18 protein-coding genes are annotated in these 16,482 nt (G+C 38.0%); 14 read left to right on the plus strand and 4 right to left on the minus strand.

The window, feature by feature from the left end; all coding sequences use genetic code 11:
• Nucleotides 1–123 precede the first annotated feature (123 nt).
• The 11 genes from glgB to IO90_RS04400 all read left to right on the plus strand — a co-directional run bounded on the left by glgB (nucleotide 124) and on the right by IO90_RS04400 (nucleotide 9,847).
• A complete protein-coding gene (gene glgB, locus IO90_RS04350; protein ID WP_034964363.1) occupies nucleotides 124–2,073 on the plus strand; it encodes a 1,4-alpha-glucan branching protein GlgB in 1,950 nt (649 codons plus the stop codon).
• Between the two features lie 130 nt (nucleotides 2,074–2,203).
• Entirely contained in the window at nucleotides 2,204–3,610 is a 1,407-nt protein-coding gene (locus IO90_RS04355; RefSeq protein WP_051878282.1) for a glycogen synthase, read from the plus strand.
• Between the two features lie 87 nt (nucleotides 3,611–3,697).
• A complete protein-coding gene (locus IO90_RS04360; RefSeq protein ID WP_034964366.1) occupies nucleotides 3,698–4,966 on the plus strand; it encodes a glucose-1-phosphate adenylyltransferase in 1,269 nt (422 codons plus the stop codon).
• Nucleotides 4,967–5,062: 96 nt separating this feature from the next.
• Nucleotides 5,063–5,824, plus strand: a complete 762-nt coding sequence (locus IO90_RS04365; RefSeq protein ID WP_034964367.1) for a DUF3108 domain-containing protein — start codon at nucleotides 5,063–5,065, stop codon at nucleotides 5,822–5,824.
• 124 nt (nucleotides 5,825–5,948) lie between these two features.
• Nucleotides 5,949–6,362: an SRPBCC domain-containing protein gene (locus IO90_RS04370; RefSeq protein ID WP_034964368.1), complete on the plus strand. Its 414-nt coding sequence runs from the start codon at nucleotides 5,949–5,951 to the stop codon at nucleotides 6,360–6,362.
• 53 nt (nucleotides 6,363–6,415) lie between these two features.
• Nucleotides 6,416–7,267 (plus strand): VOC family protein, encoded by an 852-nt coding sequence (locus tag IO90_RS04375; RefSeq protein WP_034964370.1) that lies wholly within the window; start codon nucleotides 6,416–6,418, stop codon nucleotides 7,265–7,267.
• Between the two features lie 11 nt (nucleotides 7,268–7,278).
• Nucleotides 7,279–7,719 (plus strand): SRPBCC family protein, encoded by a 441-nt coding sequence (locus tag IO90_RS04380; RefSeq protein WP_034964372.1) that lies wholly within the window; start codon nucleotides 7,279–7,281, stop codon nucleotides 7,717–7,719.
• A gap of 5 nt (nucleotides 7,720–7,724) precedes the next feature.
• Complete coding sequence (locus IO90_RS04385) at nucleotides 7,725–8,249, plus strand: hypothetical protein (RefSeq protein ID WP_034964374.1); 525 nt, start codon at nucleotides 7,725–7,727, stop codon at nucleotides 8,247–8,249.
• Between the two features lie 38 nt (nucleotides 8,250–8,287).
• Nucleotides 8,288–8,734 (plus strand): VOC family protein, encoded by a 447-nt coding sequence (locus IO90_RS04390; protein WP_034964375.1) that lies wholly within the window; start codon nucleotides 8,288–8,290, stop codon nucleotides 8,732–8,734.
• A gap of 159 nt (nucleotides 8,735–8,893) precedes the next feature.
• The gene (locus tag IO90_RS04395; RefSeq protein WP_034964376.1) at nucleotides 8,894–9,331 is read left to right on the plus strand and encodes a VOC family protein; all 438 of its coding nucleotides are present in this window, start codon (nucleotides 8,894–8,896) and stop codon (nucleotides 9,329–9,331) included.
• 72 nt (nucleotides 9,332–9,403) lie between these two features.
• Nucleotides 9,404–9,847 carry an SRPBCC domain-containing protein gene (locus tag IO90_RS04400; RefSeq protein WP_034964377.1) on the plus strand — a complete coding sequence of 148 codons (444 nt, stop codon included), beginning with the start codon at nucleotides 9,404–9,406 and terminating at the stop codon, nucleotides 9,845–9,847.
• A gap of 274 nt (nucleotides 9,848–10,121) precedes the next feature.
• Here the strand turns inward: IO90_RS04400 and IO90_RS04405 are convergent, their stop codons facing one another.
• Both IO90_RS04405 and IO90_RS04410 read right to left on the minus strand, forming a co-directional pair.
• On the minus strand, nucleotides 10,122–10,403 hold the full coding sequence (locus IO90_RS04405) for a hypothetical protein (RefSeq protein ID WP_034964378.1): 282 nt from the start codon (nucleotides 10,401–10,403) through the stop codon (nucleotides 10,122–10,124).
• Between the two features lie 205 nt (nucleotides 10,404–10,608).
• Nucleotides 10,609–12,216: a S8/S53 family peptidase gene (locus IO90_RS04410; RefSeq protein WP_034964380.1), complete on the minus strand. Its 1,608-nt coding sequence runs from the start codon at nucleotides 12,214–12,216 to the stop codon at nucleotides 10,609–10,611.
• Between the two features lie 144 nt (nucleotides 12,217–12,360).
• Between IO90_RS04410 and IO90_RS04415 the strand changes: the two genes are divergently transcribed.
• Genes IO90_RS04415 through galE form a run of 3 tightly spaced genes read left to right on the plus strand, consistent with a single transcriptional unit; the run spans nucleotide 12,361 to nucleotide 15,068 of the window.
• Nucleotides 12,361–13,497, plus strand: coding sequence for a DegT/DnrJ/EryC1/StrS family aminotransferase (locus IO90_RS04415; RefSeq protein WP_034964382.1), 1,137 nt, complete (start codon nucleotides 12,361–12,363; stop codon nucleotides 13,495–13,497).
• Between the two features lie 29 nt (nucleotides 13,498–13,526).
• Complete coding sequence (locus IO90_RS04420; protein WP_034964384.1) at nucleotides 13,527–14,048, plus strand: hypothetical protein; 522 nt, start codon at nucleotides 13,527–13,529, stop codon at nucleotides 14,046–14,048.
• The gene (gene galE, locus IO90_RS04425) at nucleotides 14,049–15,068 is read left to right on the plus strand and encodes a UDP-glucose 4-epimerase GalE (protein ID WP_034964385.1); all 1,020 of its coding nucleotides are present in this window, start codon (nucleotides 14,049–14,051) and stop codon (nucleotides 15,066–15,068) included.
• Between the two features lie 95 nt (nucleotides 15,069–15,163).
• Here the strand turns inward: galE and IO90_RS04430 are convergent, their stop codons facing one another.
• On the minus strand, nucleotides 15,164–15,817 hold the full coding sequence (locus IO90_RS04430) for an NAD(P)H-binding protein (RefSeq protein WP_034964387.1): 654 nt from the start codon (nucleotides 15,815–15,817) through the stop codon (nucleotides 15,164–15,166).
• Nucleotides 15,818–15,859: 42 nt separating this feature from the next.
• On the minus strand, nucleotides 15,860–16,369 hold the full coding sequence (gene idi / locus IO90_RS04435) for an isopentenyl-diphosphate Delta-isomerase (protein ID WP_034964389.1): 510 nt from the start codon (nucleotides 16,367–16,369) through the stop codon (nucleotides 15,860–15,862).
• Nucleotides 16,370–16,482: the final 113 nt, after the last annotated feature.

The following is a 16,482-nucleotide window of genomic DNA, read 5'->3' on the forward strand; positions in this document are numbered from 1 at the left end:
AAAGGGTAAAACTTTAATATTTATTAACAAAAACTTTTTTGTTATGTATCGATTAATATGGCTATCTTGGTAAAGGTATTATAATTGATTGCAATTCATCATTTATAACACATAACTAAAACTATGATTGTTCAGCCATATTCTCTTTTTACCGATTTCGACATTTACCTTTTCCGCTCGGGAAAGCACACGAGACTCTACGAGAAGTTTGGCTCGCATAAACTAGAGGTAGATGGCGTTTCTGGGATCTATTTTTCAGTTTGGGCACCTACAGCAACAGAGGTTTCGGTGATCGGGAATTTCAACCAATGGAATTCTTTTTCACACAAGCTGGCAGGGCGTTGGGACCAATCCGGTATCTGGGAAGGCTTCATTCCCCATTTAGATTTGGGCGAAGTTTATAAATACGGCATAAGAACCACAGAAGGGATTTTGCTGGAAAAAGCCGACCCGTATGCGCTCTGTTTTGAAGATGCTTTGCAGGCAGGCTCTGTTGTTTGCACCACGTGGTACGAGTGGGAAGACCACGATTGGATGAAAAATCGAGCAAAGCACAACAGCTTGGATTCTCCAATATCTGTCTATGAGATGCATCTTGGCTCTTGGATGAGAGATCCGGGAAATCCAGAGAGGTTCTTGAGTTATGGCGAAATAGCGGACAAATTGGTACCTTATCTCAAAGCAATGAATTTTACCCACGTAGAATTTATGCCCGTGATGGAGTATCCTTATGACCCGAGTTGGGGCTATCAGATTACTGGATTTTATGCCGCTACCAATAGGTTTGGTTCGCCACAGGAGTTGATGTATCTCATTTCCGAGCTTCATAAAAACAATATCGGTGTTTTCTTAGATTGGGTTCCGTCCCATTTTCCGGGCGATGCTAATGGCTTGCATAGATTTGATGGTTCGTTTTTGTATGAACACGAAGATCCGAGAAAAGGTTTTCACCCAGATTGGAAGTCCTATATTTTTAATTATGGAAGACCAGAGGTTAAATCATTTCTAATTTCAAATGCTATTTTCTGGTTAGACCGTTATCACGCCGATGGATTGCGCGTAGATGCGGTGACATCCATGTTGCATTTAGACTATTCCAGAAACGAAGGCGAATGGGAACCGAATATCTACGGAACCAACGTCAATCTGGAGGCGAAACAATTCCTTCAGGATTTTAATGTCGCTGTCTATGGAGAGTTTCCCGATGTGCAGACGATTGCCGAAGAAAGTTCAGACTTTCCTAGACTCACCAAACCTGTGCACGAAGACGGAATCGGTTTCGGAATGAAATGGATGATGGGCTGGATGCACGATACGCTAGATTATTTCAAAGAAGATTCGATTCATAGAAAACACCATCATAATAAAATCACCTTCACGAGTGTGTATATGTATAATGAAAATTATATGATGCCACTTTCGCACGATGAGGTTGTTCATGGAAAGAGTAGCCTGATCTACAAGATGCCTGGCGATGAGTGGCAGAAGTTTGCAAATCTGCGGGCAATGTACGTTTATATGTTTACCAATCCAGGAGCGAAATTGCTATTTATGGGAGACGAAATCGCTCAAACCAACGAGTGGAATTTCACAACTTCCTTGGATTGGCATTTGTTAGAATATCCGATTCATAAAAACCTGCAGGATTTTGTTAAAGATCTTAATTTGCTTTATAAAACTTATCCTGCACTATACGAGCAGCAGTTTTCACCAAAAGGATATGAATGGGTGAATGCAGATGACAAAGATAACTCCATCTTCATCTATCTTCGAAAAAGCAAAGAAGACAAGGAAGTTGTAATGACTGTTTTGAATCTGACACCAAATACTTTCGATTATAGAATTGGGGTTGAGAAAGATTCAAAATGGGAAGTGATCCTCAATTCCGATGATACAAAATATAGCGGAAGCGGAGTAGAAGCGGTCATCTCCCAAGAATTGGACGAAGGTTGGAACAATCGTGAGAATTCTATAATTCTAAGATTGCCGCCATTGTCTGGTTTGATCTTGAAACAATCAAAAGTTGAAAAGCCCAAGTCAAAAAAATTGGAGATTATTAAAAATAAAAAATAACCTGAAAAAAAGGAATGAAATTATAATGATTTGAAAAATATAATTCAAACAGTTGATTGTTTTATTTCTCAAATGTCAGTCTGAGCAAAGTCGAAGACTATAAAACTAATAAAAATAATAGAGGATTTATATGAAAATATTTCACCTTTCTATGGAATGTTACCCAGTGGCGAAAGTCGGTGGTTTGGCAGATGTAGTAGGAGCTTTGCCAAAATACCAAAACAAAATGGGCTTGGATGCCAGCGTCATCATGCCTTGGTACAACAAGCCGTTTTTTTACAGCCACGAGTTTGATATTGTCTTTGATGGCTTTATCCATCAGTCTTTCAATATGTATCAGGTGCAGGTGTTCAAAGAGAAAAGCAATGCGCTTGGCTTTGACCTTTATTTGGTCAAGATTCCGGGGCTTTTGGATCGGGAAAGTGTTTATGGTTATTGGGATGAGAGTCAGCAGTTCATTGCGTTTCAGCACGCGGTGTTGCATTGGTTGAGTGCGATGCAGATTCGTCCGGATATTTTCCATTGTCATGATTATCACACAGGATTGGTGCCTTTTATGATTGACAATTGCTATGAATTTAGCTTTCTGAAAGGTGTAAAAACCATTGGGACCATACACAACGGCGAATATCAAGGGAGTATGGATTGGAAGATGTCCAGCTTTCTCCCACATTTCGACGGTTGGAAATCCGGGCTTCTGGATTGGAATGGCAGAATCAACCCAATGGCAACGATGATTAAAACTTCTAATGCCTTCAATGCCGTTTCGGGTGGTTATTTGGAAGAGTTGTTTTACAGCTTCCAAGGCTTGGAACCTTTGATGAATCAGGAACGTCAAAAAGCCTTCGGGATCATCAACGGAATAGACAACGAAGTTTGGGATCCCGAGACCGACGATATGCTGAAATTTAATTATAATAAAGATTACGCAGAGGAAGGCAAATGGGAAAACAAACGAGTGATTTGCGCAGAATATGGCCTTAATCCTAATCTTCCGCTTTTCGGGTTCATTGGTAGATTTGCGGGCGAAAAAGGCGCCGACCTTCTTCCTGAGATTATTGAAAGAAGTATTCAGGAAACCAATGGTTCTTTGAATATTATAGTTTTAGGTTCTGGTAACCAGCAAATTGAAAATCAATTAAAAGAATTGCAATACAAATTTAATATAAACCTTGCGATAGATTTGGGATATAAAGAATATCTTTCCCATCAGATCTATGCATCGTCAGATTTCTTGTTGATGCCGAGCAGGGTAGAGCCTTGCGGACTGAATCAGATGTACGCCATGCGCTACGGAACTATTCCAATTGTTAGATACACGGGCGGTTTGAGAGACACGGTGCAGGATATTTCTTCCGGCGGAAGTGGACTGAACTTCACAAACCCTGGCGCAGAAGATGCGGCTCATGCCATCAAAAGAGCTTTGCACATCTACAGCCAAAAGGATTTGATGAAAGGATTGATCTATAATAATATGTCTTTTGATTTCTCTTGGGAAAGGTCCGCTAAAAATTATACAGATCTTTACAATTATTAATAAAATCCCAGTGATATTGGCTTAATATTGGTAAGAAAAGAGTAACTTTAATCAAATAACTAAATCATAAAATAACCAAACGCATTTATGAAAGAAAGTGTAATCTCCATCGTTTTAGGGGGCGGAAGAGGAAGCCGATTATTTCCATTGACCAATACAAGATCAAAGCCTGCAGTTCCGATTGCGGGTAAATACCGTTTGGTAGATATTCCAATTTCAAATTGCCTTAATTCAGGACTGAACAGGATTTTGGTTCTGACGCAGTTCAACTCGGCATCATTAAATTCACACATCAAAAACTCATATCACTTTGATATTTTCAGCAAAGGATTTGTGGATATCTTGGCCGCTGAGCAAAATGTTGAAAACGAAAATTGGTATCAGGGAACAGCAGATGCGGTTCGCCAGACGATGAAGCATTTGGAAAAATACGAGTACGAATACATTTTGATTCTCTCCGGTGACCAACTTTATCAGATGGACTTCAAGGAGATGATCAATTTTCATAAAAAAAACGGCGGCGATATTACCATTGCAACCATTCCAGTGAATGCCAAAGATGCGACAGGATTTGGAATTATGAAAGCCGATGAAGGTAGCAATATCACTTCTTTTACAGAGAAACCAAGTCTTGATATTTTAGGCGATTGGAAATCTGAAGTTAGCGATGAAAGCAGATCTCAAGGTAAAGAATATTTGGCGTCTATGGGAATCTACGTTTTCAGCAAAAATGTCTTGAGAAAATTGTTTGACGAGCACGAAGGTGATGATTTCGGTAAAGATTTTATTCCAGCTTCTATCGGCGAATACAAAGTACTGAGTTATCAATATGATGGCTATTGGACAGACATCGGAACTATCGAATCTTTCTACGAAGCGAATTTGGATTTGGCGCAAGATTTACCTCAGTTTAACTTATTCAGTTCAAATCCTATTTATACCAGAGCGAGAATGCTTCCGCCATCCAAAGTTAATGGATCTTATGTTAGCAAAACTATTTTTGGAGATGGCTGTATTATTTTAGCCGACAAAGTTGAAAATTGCATCATTGGAAACAGAACCAGAATCGACCGTGGTTCTACTATCGTCAATTCTTATGTGATGGGCGCAGATTATTATCAAACGGCTCAGCAAGTTGCTCAAAATGAAGCGGATGGAATCACAAGCATGGGAATCGGAAAATACTGTTATATTGACAAAGCTATACTAGATAAAAACTGTTACATAGGGAACAATGTAAGGATTATTGGTGGAAAACACCATCCAGACGGCGATTACGACACACATTCTATCAAAGAAGGAATTGTGGTGGTGAAGAAAAACGCAGTCATTCCGGACGGAACCAATATTATGTAATATTAATATATAGATTCAAGACCCTTCACAGCAGAAGGGTTTTGTTTTTTAAATTTGGCAAATAATTTGTCTTACAAAATTCTATAAAATATTTTAATGAAGAATATATTTTTGTTTTTAGGTATTTTCATTTTTTCGTCGCTGTCTGCGCAGTATGATAATATCAATGCTGGGGAAAGTATTAGTTTCAGAGTTCATTACGGCTTTTTGACAGCTGGTAATGCAACGCTGACTACAACCAAAACGTCTTACAAAGGTCAGCCAGCATTTTACGTGAAAGGCGTTGGGAAAACAAGTGGTGCCGCGAAGGCTTTTTTCAAAGTGGAAGATGTGTACGAAAGTTATGTTAATGAAAAAAATCAACCGCTTTTCTATGTCCGAAATGTCTCCGAGGGAAGTTATACACAACATTTGCAAAGCACCTTCAATCCAGCTAATAATACCTTGGTACTAGTAGATAAAAAACACACCGACAGGCCGGCAAAAACAGTGAAAGTTCCAGACGATATTCAGGATATTTTGTCGTGCTTCTATTATTTGAGGAGTATGGACAACCTGAAAGTCGGAAGCGTTGTGAAAATGAATGTTTGGATTGATGACGAGCTTTTTCCTTTTCAATTAAAAGTGGTTGGAACAGAAAAGATCAATACCAAATTTGGTAAGGTCAATTGTCTTAAAATTATTCCTTCCGTGATTAGCGGTCGGGTTTTCAAAGCCAAGGAAGGCGTGACAATGTGGGTGACGAATGACCAGAATCGAGTTCCAGTTCTAATAAAAGCTGAGTTGGCCGTCGGGTCGCTCAAAGCAAGTATAGACAGTTATGCGAACGTAAAGTATCCAATGAAATTTGAAAAATAATAAATTGAAAATCACTCTCTTAAGGGTGATTTTTTTGTTTGATTAAAAATATTGCCACAGGACAAGTTGAGATTTAAATAAGAAATTTAACTTTGAATTTAGACAAACTCAAAAACAATTACAAATGAAAAAACTGACAGTAACTTCGGAAATCAATAAACCTTTGAATGAAGTTTGGGATTTCTTCAACAATCCAGAACATATCGTGAATTGGAACTTTGCACACGAGAGCTGGGAATGTCCATCCGCAAAAAACGATTTAAAGGTCGGTGGAAAATTGGAAGTGAGAATGCAGGCAAAAGATGGTAGTTTCGGTTTCGATCTGGTGGGGATTTACGATGAGGTTGTAGAAAATGAACTTCTTAAATACCATTTCGAAGACCATAGAAACATCGAAATTATCTTTGAAAAGCTATCTGACAACAAAACCAAAATCACAGAAAACTTCGAACCAGAATATATGAATCCGCTGGATTTCCAAAAAGATGGCTGGCAAGCGATTTTGGATAATTTCAAAAAATATTCGGAAAGCAGATAATATTTCAGTACATCAATTATCATTTATCATTTATCAATTATCAATTATAAATTATGAACAACGATATTTTCCCCTGCATCTGGACCAACCACAATGGTAGTCAGATTGCAAAGTTCTACACATCGATTTTTAGAAATTCTAAAATCACACAGGAAACGTCTATGGTCATCAACATAGAAATCGAGGGTCAGAAATTGATGTTTCTGGACGCTGGTCCCATGTTCAAACCCAATCTCATAGTATCGTTGATGATGATGTGCGATTCCAAAGATGAGGTGGAAAATTACTACCAAAAATTGTCTGAAAATGGAAAGGTGATGATGGAATTAGATTCTTATCCGTGGAGCGAAAAGTACGCTTGGGTGGAAGACCAGTTCGGCATCTCGTGGCAACTGTATTACGGTGCGGAAAAAGCGAAACAGAAATTCTCGCCCGTGATGATGTTCACAGGAAGGAACAACGGAAAATGCAAAGAAGCTTTGAACTATTACACCTCAATTTTTCCAAATTCCGAAATCGAAGGCATTATGGAATATCCCGCTGGACAAGGCGAACCAGAAGGAAACATCGGACATTCGCAATTCATAATTGATGGCTACACGATGATGGCGATGGACAGCTCGCATCAACATCAATTCAATTTTTCGGAAGGAACATCGATGGTAGTTATGACGGACAGTCAAGAAGAAACTGATTTTTTTTGGAACAAGCTCACGGCTGATGGCGAAGAAAGTATGTGCGGATGGCTGAAGGACAAATATGGCTTCAGCTGGCAGATCACGCCGAAAAAATTAATCGAACTCACAAACACAGACAATCCCGAGAAAAACAAAAAAGCTTTCGACGCAATGCTGAAGATGAAAAAAATCAATATCAAAGATATTGAAGACGCTTTTAATTCTTAAATCAAAAAGTTATGGAAACATTTAAGTATCAAACAGAAATCGATGCTCCAGCAGAGAAAGTCTGGGACATCCTTTGGAAGGAAGACACGTATTCCAAATGGACCCATTTTTTCAGCCCAGGTTCCCAGATGGTGACCGATTGGAAAGTGGGCGGTAAAACTTATTTTACAGATGTGAGCAAGAAGAATGGAATGGTAAGCACGATTGATAAAATTGAAAAAAACAAATATTTGATTTTCAAACATTTGGGAGAAATAACCGACGGCGTGGAAGACACCGAAAGTGAAAAGGTGAAAGTCTGGAGCGGAAGCAAAGAGGCTTATTACCTGGAAGAAAACAATGGCAAAACAACTTTGAAAGTGGAAGTGGATTCCGATGAAAACTACAAAGAGATGTTTGACAACGGATTCACGAAAGGTCTGCAAATCATCAAAGAATTATCGGAAAAATAAAAACGATGGACACACCAAAATCAAAAAGATTAGACATCATCATTCCCGCTTTCCGTGGTCATTCTCAGAATTTTCTGCTCGTTTTGCATGGGATTTCTGAAGACGATGCGAAAAAGAGAATCGAAGGCAGAACCAATCACATCGTTTGGATGGCCGGAAATTTTCTGGATATGCGCTTTGCGTTGGGAAATGTACTAGGATTAGATTTGAAAAACCCGCACAACGATTTGTTTTTCCAAGGAAAAGCGCTCGATGAAAATCTGAATTATCCAACTTTGAAAGAATTGAAAGAAAACTTTCATCAAATCTCACCATTGATTTACAACAAACTTTTGGAGATTTCGGACGAAGATTTGGACAAGGATTTTCCGATGGGAATGAACATCGATTTCTTTCCGGAGAATATTCTCAATTTCATCGGAATGTGCATCGGTAGGGAAGATTATCTCTGCGGACAGATTGGATTGATGCGCAGGATTCTCGGTTATGAAGGAATGAAATATGATTTCGATAAAGACTTGAAATATTAATCAACTATCATTTATAATTAATCATTTATTAAAAAACTATGGCAACAGTCAATCCTTATCTCACATTCCATGGACAGTGTGAGGAAGCATTTAAATTCTACGAATCCGCATTTGGTACCAAAGTCCCATTTTGGGGAAGATTTGGCGATATGCCACCAACAGAAGGAATGCCACCGTTGGCGGACGAATACAAAAACCAGATCATGCACGTCTCGCTCCCGATTTCCAAAGAGACGACGCTGATGGGAAGCGACTCTCTGCCAGGCATGGGCGAGTACAAAAACGGAAATGATTTTTCGATTTCCATCAACACAGATTCAAGAGAAGAAGCGCAGAATCTTTTTAGCAAACTCTCCGAAGGTGGAAAAGTGACAATGGAACTTCAGGACACGTTTTGGGGCGCTTATTTCGGGATGTGGCAAGACAAATTCGGAATCCAATGGATGGTGAATTATGACGACCCATCGAAAGTACAGGCGCACTAATTACTAGATTTGTCTCGCAGATTTGGCAGATGTAGCAGATCCTACAAAGTAACTTGCAAAAGGTTAATTGCGACAGATTTCAATTATTAATCAATTATCAATTATCATTCAGCATTCAGCATTTATCATTCATCAATTATCATTAATAAAAATTATCTTATGCCAAAATTAAATCCTTACCTCAATTTTGATGGAACAGCAGAAGAGGCTTTCAAATTTTACCAATCCGTTTTTGGTGGAGAATTTGTCGGTGGAGTGATGAAAATGGGCAATGCGCCTGGAACTGAGAATCTCTCGGAAGACGAGAAAAACCGAGTGATGCACATTGCGTTACCAATCGGTAAAGACCTTTTGATGGCGTCGGACATCGTTCCATCGATGGGACAAAGCCTAAACCAAGGCAACGGAAATTATATTTCAATTTTTCCGGAAAGTAGAGAAGAAGCGGATAGGATTTTCAATACATTATCTACCGACGGTGAAGTGGAAATGCCGATGGAAGACCAATTCTGGGGTGACTATTTCGGTAGTTTCAAAGATAAGTTCGGGGTTTACTGGATGGTGAACTTCAGTAAAGATTCTGGATACGAAGGATAGAATTGGCAGAGACACAATTATTTTAGATGTTGATGTAATTGTGTCTTTGTAATTAATAAAAAAATAAAATCTATGGAAAAGCTAAGCGCAAAAGCATCCATTGGCATTCAGAAATCGATTTTTGAGGTTTTTGAAGCGATTGTCAATCCAGAACAGATGCAGAATTATTTTATTTCCAAAGGTTCTGGAAAAATGGAAGTGGGGAAAGAAATCCTTTGGTCATTTCCAGAATTTGATGGTTCATATCCTTTGACAACAAAAGAAATCATTCCAAATGAAAAGATTGTTTTCATCTGGGATCCAAAATCGATGGTGACCATAGAATTGCTGAAATTTTCTGAAAATGAAACCGTTGTGAAAGTATCAGAAGAGGGTTACGAAATGGATGAGAAGGGGGTCAAATGGACAATCGGACAAACCGAAGGCTGGGCAAATTTCCTTGCCTGTATGAAAGCTTGGCTGGAATACGGAATCCATTTGCGAAAAGGTGCTTTTGATTTTATGAAGACCAATTAGAATAAAAAGCTTTGCAATCGCAAAGCTTTTTTGTTTGTTTATTTTATTGAAAATCGATTAAGTTCAGAACGCCATAACCTTTGAAACCATAAATATCTGAATAATTAAATTTTAATATAATGTAGTTTTTCTCTTTTTGTAAAATCTCAATAGAATTAATTCTTTGAAAGTGACTAGGAAAATTACCACTCGTTGGAGAAATTTTAAATTCATTATTTGTGCTCTGAGTTATTCTAAAATATTTAAAAATGCCAAAATAATTTTCTTCAGTTTCTCACTGAGAATTTAGATTGATGAAAGGTTTGAAAGTCTCTGATTTTTTATCATAGATTTCGATTATTTGAGATTTGGAATTATATCTCAAGTACTCTTTATCCATCTTTTTAAAATCGGGATTGTAAAAGTCGGCAATTACTCTATTGATTTTATTTCCATTGATGATGGTATCTTTTGCATTGGCAATTAATATTGGTTGAAAAAGCCTTAAATTTTGTGAGAAAAAATTGTTACTTAAAATTGAGAAAAATAGAATTAGTAATGATTTTATTATTTTCATTTGAGCAAAATTGAGTTAAATTTAAAAATAAGTTAATAACGTAATTTGTTAAAGAATATCTCACCTCTTCGAAGCGCCCCGACCTGAATGGAGCTCTTTTTTGTGGCTGGTAACGCGATGGCAAAAAAAGCGGGAATGGAGGGCGGAAAAAGGCGCCCAGATAATCATGAAAAAAGAGCCAAATAAATCTGACTCTTAATTTGCTTTATTCTTTGATGAATTTCTCTATCAATTCCTGATCACGGGTTTTTATCTTGAGGAAGTAATTTCCTTTTGCCAGTTGAGAAACATTGATGTTATTTTTTGTTTCTGTTTTTATCAATCTTCCCAAAACATCGTAGATTTCTATGGATTGGATTGGTTTCTCAGTTGAGATGTTGATGAAGTTCTTTGCTGGATTTGGGTATATTTTGACCTGCGTTTTCTTTACGTCTGTGACACTAAGTGTCTGATAGGTTTTATAAAAATTGAGAATGCCATAGCCTTTTTGATCATTGTAATTTGGATACAGTGATGCATTTTGTCTTAGTCTGGTTTTGATGTCTTCTCTTGAAATATTCTTTGAAACCGACTGCAGAAGACAAGCTACGCCACCAGCTGCCAAAGGATTTGCAAGAGATGTACCGCTGGCTTGCGTGACCTGGTTGTTGTAAACGGTGAAAGTCTCGGATCCCCTTGTCACGCCATCTGGTTTCACTACGCCGTCAGCATTTGGACCATAAGAAGAAAAAGAAGAACTGTTTCCCTGCGCAGTCACAGAACCGATGGTGAAAACTTTTTCGTTATCTGCCGGAGTAGCAACAAAGTGCCAAGGATTATTCCCGTCATTTCCTGCTGCAAATGTTACAAAAATTCCTTTCTCAGTCGCGAGTTGTGCACCTCTAGCAATGAAGGATGTTTTACCATTCATATCTGCATAGACATAGTCGTATCTGCTATCATCAAATTCATTGTACCCCAAAGAAGTTGAGATCACATCAACGCCTTTTCTATCGGCTTCTTCTGCAGCTTCTATCCAGTAGAGTTGTTCTTCTGGGATTTCAATTCCGGCATTTTCACTGGCGTACAAGTAAAAATCAGCATCTGGTGCAGTTCCTACAAATTGATTATCTAGATAGCCACCAATTGTCCCTAGGCAAACGGTTCCGTGAGAGTTGAGTGATTGATTGTAAATATCATCGGTTTTATTGATGAAATTATAACCACCTTTTATCTTCCCATTGTCGCGCAGTCTTTTGAATGCACTTCCAGTATTTACAGAAGGGAAACCAGTGTCAATGACTGCAATCGTCATTCCAGTTCCGGTGAAACCAGCAACGTGAAGTGCGCGGATATTGACTTGGTCGATCTGAGCCAATCCAACTCCGTAGTTGAAAGTAGCCAGTGCATTTCGATTGGCAGATTCTTGACTGAATTCCTTGAACTTTTCAATTTTATCTTTTCGTTTTCCGCCGTTTGGATTTCGGACAAAACTTTCCACGTGGTCCACGTAGCTCTGTTGGGACAAAGTTTGGATTTGAGCTGGAGTCGCATTTACAGCAACGCCATTCAGCCATTTTGAGTAATCATCAACTGTAAATCCAAGATTCTGAATATTCGTGATGTAAGTTGGTTCTATCGGTGCATCCTGATCCGAGAGGGTGATTCCCAAATTGGTTCGTCTGTCCAAAGATTTTTGGCTAAGTTCTGATAACGGATTGGAATAAAATGCGGCCTTGTTGGGTTTGTCTTTGAAGAAAACAAAAACTAATTCGGTTTGAGCCGTTGCTATCAAAGAAAAGCTAACCGACAAAATTGTAAAGATTTTTCTCACGTTTTGGTGATTTGGATTTTTTAAACTGATAAATAAATGTAAATTTACAAAATAATGTTTTTGTATTTGAAATAGGTTTCAATAATTGTTTAGACCGATATTCCTTAAGATTTCAAATACATTTAATCATAAAATATTTGCAATATGAAGAAAATCCAGATGGTTGATTTACAAAGCCAGTATTATAAAATAAAAAGTGAAGTTGACAATGCAGTGCTAAACGTGATGGATTCTGCGGCTTTTATAAACGGTCCGGAAGTCAAATCTTTCCAGGCAGATCTGGAAAATTATTTGGATGTAAAACACGTGATTCCTTGTGCCAACGGAACAGACGCGCTACAAATCGCTTTGATGGCTTTGGATCTTCAGGAAGGTGATGAGGTAATAACGGCTGATTTTACATTTGCTGCAACTGTAGAAGTGATTCATTTATTAAAATTGAAATCAGTTTTGGTGGATGTAGATTATGACACGTTTACAATTGATACAGAAGCAATCAAAAAAGCAATCACGCCGAAAACGAAAGCAATCATTCCAGTTCATATTTTTGGACAATGCGCGAATATGGAAGAAATTCTGAAAATCGCAAAAGAACATCATCTTTTCGTTGTAGAAGATAATGCGCAGGCAATTGGCTCCGATTTTATTTTTTCAGATGGAACGGAGAAAAAATCCGGCACGATGGGAACAATCGGAACAACATCATTTTTTCCTTCCAAAAATCTTGGTTGCTACGGTGATGGAGGCGCAATTTTTACCAATGATGATGAGTTGGCTCACAGACTGAGAGGCATCGTAAACCACGGAATGTATGAGCGTTATTACCACGATGAGGTGGGCGTAAATTCCAGATTGGACAGTATTCAAGCGGCAGTTTTAAGAAAGAAACTTCCAAATCTTGATTCTTACAACGAAGCGAGAAGAAAAGCGGCCGATTATTATGACGAAGCTTTTGCAGAAAACGAAAATATCCTGACGCCGAAAAGAGCAGAAAACTCGACACACGTTTTTCATCAATATACATTGAGAATTACCAACGGAAAACGCAACGAGTTACAGCAATATCTTACCGAAAAAGAAATTCCTGCGATGATCTATTATCCTGTGGCGCTGAGAAAACAGAAAGCCTATTTTCAGAAAAGTGATCCCGCAGATTTTGTTAATACAGATAAATTACTGGACGAAGTAATTTCTTTGCCAATGCACACAGAATTGGATGAAGAGCAGTTGAAGTATATTACAGATTCTGTTTTGGAGTTTTTCACTTTGTCGAAGGAGTAAAATAGATTTAGTTTTAATCTAATTATTTTATGAGAAAGGTACTCTTGATTTTAGGCGTTTTCATTTCGATTGTAAGTTTTGCACAAAAAAATAGTTTTGCAGTTCTAAATGATTTTATGATTGAACTACCTGGAAAATGGATACGTACAAAAGATTATAAAGGCTCTCAGTTTGGTTTTGAGAATAAAAAATTGGGTGGCTTTTTTACAATTTCAATTAGGGAAACACAAAAAATAGAATTCTATAAAACTGAATTTTCCAACTATTCAGAATTTGAACTTTTGAATGAATTTTTTAAATGGGATTTTGATTATTGGAAGGAAAACCCAAAAAATGAAGTTTATGAAGTTAGCAAAAATGAAAGTAATAAAACAATTATTTGGAAAGTAATGCCTCAACAAGTTGTAAAAAGTTCATTTAATTATAGATTAGATGGTATCCAAAATGGTTATATAATTTCAATAAGTTATATTAATGAAAAAATGGAGGAACAACAAAAAATTGATTTACTTAAAAATATTTATTCAAATATAAAATATACTAAAAACTAAATGTCCATACTCGTAACAGGCGGTCTCGGCTACATCGGTTCTCACACAGTTGTAGAATTGATCAATAATAATTTTGAAGTCATCATTGTGGATGATCTTTCAAATTCGGAAAAATTTATTCTGAACAACATCGAAGAGATCACAGGCAAACGTCCGATTTTCTATCCTTTCGATCTCAGAAGAAAAGAATTGTTGACTCAGGTTTTCGATGCTCACAATATCGAAGGTTGCATCAATTTTGCCGCTTCAAAAGCAGTGGGAGAGAGTATGGTGAAGCCTCTGGATTATTATGAGAACAATCTTTTTTCTTTGATTAATGTGCTTCAGGAATTCAGAGAAAGAAATATTTCCAATTTTATATTCAGTTCTTCTTGCACCGTTTACGGTCAAGCAGATGAAATGCCGATTGACGAAAATACACCGCTCAAAGAAGCAGAATCTTCCTACGGAAAAACCAAGCAAATGGGCGAGGATATCCTCAAAGACTTCTCAAGAGCTTATCAGAAAAGAGTCACTTTACTCAGATATTTCAATCCAATTGGTGCGCATCCGTCGGCTTTGTTAGGAGAATTACCAGCTGGAATTCCGAATAATCTCGTTCCGTATGTCACGCAAACTGCCGCAGGAATCCGAGAAAAATTAAGCATTTGGGGCGACGATTATCCAACAGAAGATGGAACTGCAGTTCGTGATTACATCTATGTTGTGGATTTGGCAAAAGCACACGTTGCTGCACTTAAGAAATTATTGAACTCCGAAGAAGAAACCGTTCTTGATATTTATAATTTGGGAACAGGAAAAGGTTCGTCAGTTTTGGAAGTCGTAAAAGCGTTCGAATTAGCAAATGACGTAGCCGTTCCATACCAGATCTGTCCAAGAAGGGAAGGTGATATCACCATCGCTTACGCCAATGCAGACAAGGCCGAAAAAGAATTAGGCTGGAAATCAGAAACCACTTTGGAAGAAGCGCTCAGAACCACTTGGGAATGGCAAAAATATTTGAAAGAAAGAACACATTAATTTATTTTTTTACTAAAACTAAAACTTCTCCCTCTCCTTTGGAGAGGGTTGGGGTGAGGATATACAAGCAAAACCAATCAATCCGATTGGTTTTTTTATTTACATTTCTCAGCAAAGCTGAAAATACTGTGCAAACTCACTTCCGAAAAACTCTTGGATTTGATCTTTGAAGCATTGATCATCGCTTTTGCCAAAACCGACGTTGGCAAAGGCTGTTGACTTTTGAAAAGTCCCAATTTGTTGACAAACTTCAAAGCCTTCAACCCGAAAACCTCACCACTTCTGTCAGAGTTTTTACGCTCCAGCATTCCGGGTTTGAAGAAGGTCGTTTTCTCGAATTTCAGATTTTTGATGGCTTCTTCCAATTCACCTTTCATTCTGGAATAAAAGATCTTAGAATCAGGACTTGCGCCATAAGAAGACACCAAAACAAAATCCTCCACTTGATTTTCCTTCGCCGCTTTCGCAAAATTATATTGATAGTCGTAGTCGATTTTCCACTGATTATCCTTGCTTCCTGCAGACTTCAAAGTCGTTCCGAGACAGGCAAACGCCACATCACCTTTCACAAGATGTTTCCATTCTTCCGGTCGGTCAAAATCTACGATGTGTGCAGTGATTTTATCATTATGAAAATCAGAACGGCGTCGAACGAAAATATCGATCTGCTCAAATTCCGGGTCGTGCGAAAGTTGATCCACAAGATCTTTCCCCGTTGCGCCAGTTGCGCCAATTACCAAAGCCTTCATAATTCTAAGATTTGATAATAAAGTTAAGTAATTTTTTCGGGATTAGTTCAACTGATTGCGATATTCCGCCCAAATGATCTTGAACCATTCCGTAAAATGCTCAGGATTTTCGGTAATTTCCTTTTCAAGGTCTTGGATAGAAACATAGCGGATCTCAGAAACTTCATCCAAATTCAAATCAAATTTTCCCGAAAAATTCCCCGTGAAAACGTGATCCAACTCGTGTTCCCAAAGTCCTTCGCCAACATCCGCCTTGTAGATAAAATGGAATTTTTCCGTCAACTCACAATCGATTCCCAATTCCTCTTTCGTGCGTCTTTTGGCACCGTCCAGATAAGATTCATTTAGGCGTGGATGCGAGCAACAAGCGTTCGTCCATTGGTTTGGCGAGTGGTATTTTTGGTTGGCGCGTTTCTGCAAAAGCATTTCGCCTTGGTCATTGAACAGAAATACAGAAAATGCACGATGCAAAAGTCCATTTTCGTGTGCCTGCATTTTTTCCATTTGCCCCAAAACATCATCGTTCGGATTTACCAATACCACTTTTTCCATAGCACAAAAATAAGGATTTTAAAATAAATTTTCAGAAGCTAAATCCCGCTTTCCACTATATCTTTTTTGTTTTTAGAAGTTTTGTCATCTAAATTTAAAATTTGCACCAAAAA

This window comes from Chryseobacterium sp. FH1 (genome assembly GCF_000735135.1).
Lineage (GTDB): Bacteria > Bacteroidota > Bacteroidia > Flavobacteriales > Weeksellaceae > Epilithonimonas.

Excerpts from the sequence above, each read along its gene's own strand:
- glgB (WP_034964363.1), top strand. The coding sequence starts at position 124 with ATGATTGTTCAGCCATATTCTCTTTTTACCGATTTCGACATTTACCTT.
- IO90_RS04355 (WP_051878282.1), top strand. The coding sequence starts at position 2,204 with ATGAAAATATTTCACCTTTCTATGGAATGTTACCCAGTGGCGAAAGTC.
- IO90_RS04360 (WP_034964366.1), top strand. The coding sequence starts at position 3,698 with ATGAAAGAAAGTGTAATCTCCATCGTTTTAGGGGGCGGAAGAGGAAGC.
- IO90_RS04365 (WP_034964367.1), top strand. The coding sequence starts at position 5,063 with ATGAAGAATATATTTTTGTTTTTAGGTATTTTCATTTTTTCGTCGCTG.
- IO90_RS04370 (WP_034964368.1), top strand. The coding sequence starts at position 5,949 with ATGAAAAAACTGACAGTAACTTCGGAAATCAATAAACCTTTGAATGAA.
- IO90_RS04375 (WP_034964370.1), top strand. The coding sequence starts at position 6,416 with ATGAACAACGATATTTTCCCCTGCATCTGGACCAACCACAATGGTAGT.
- IO90_RS04380 (WP_034964372.1), top strand. The coding sequence starts at position 7,279 with ATGGAAACATTTAAGTATCAAACAGAAATCGATGCTCCAGCAGAGAAA.
- IO90_RS04385 (WP_034964374.1), top strand. The coding sequence starts at position 7,725 with ATGGACACACCAAAATCAAAAAGATTAGACATCATCATTCCCGCTTTC.
- IO90_RS04390 (WP_034964375.1), top strand. The coding sequence starts at position 8,288 with ATGGCAACAGTCAATCCTTATCTCACATTCCATGGACAGTGTGAGGAA.
- IO90_RS04395 (WP_034964376.1), top strand. The coding sequence starts at position 8,894 with ATGCCAAAATTAAATCCTTACCTCAATTTTGATGGAACAGCAGAAGAG.
- IO90_RS04400 (WP_034964377.1), top strand. The coding sequence starts at position 9,404 with ATGGAAAAGCTAAGCGCAAAAGCATCCATTGGCATTCAGAAATCGATT.
- IO90_RS04405 (WP_034964378.1), bottom strand. The coding sequence starts at position 10,403 with ATGAAAATAATAAAATCATTACTAATTCTATTTTTCTCAATTTTAAGT.
- IO90_RS04415 (WP_034964382.1), top strand. The coding sequence starts at position 12,361 with ATGAAGAAAATCCAGATGGTTGATTTACAAAGCCAGTATTATAAAATA.
- IO90_RS04420 (WP_034964384.1), top strand. The coding sequence starts at position 13,527 with ATGAGAAAGGTACTCTTGATTTTAGGCGTTTTCATTTCGATTGTAAGT.
- galE (WP_034964385.1), top strand. The coding sequence starts at position 14,049 with ATGTCCATACTCGTAACAGGCGGTCTCGGCTACATCGGTTCTCACACA.
- IO90_RS04430 (WP_034964387.1), bottom strand. The coding sequence starts at position 15,817 with ATGAAGGCTTTGGTAATTGGCGCAACTGGCGCAACGGGGAAAGATCTT.
- idi (WP_034964389.1), bottom strand. The coding sequence starts at position 16,369 with ATGGAAAAAGTGGTATTGGTAAATCCGAACGATGATGTTTTGGGGCAA.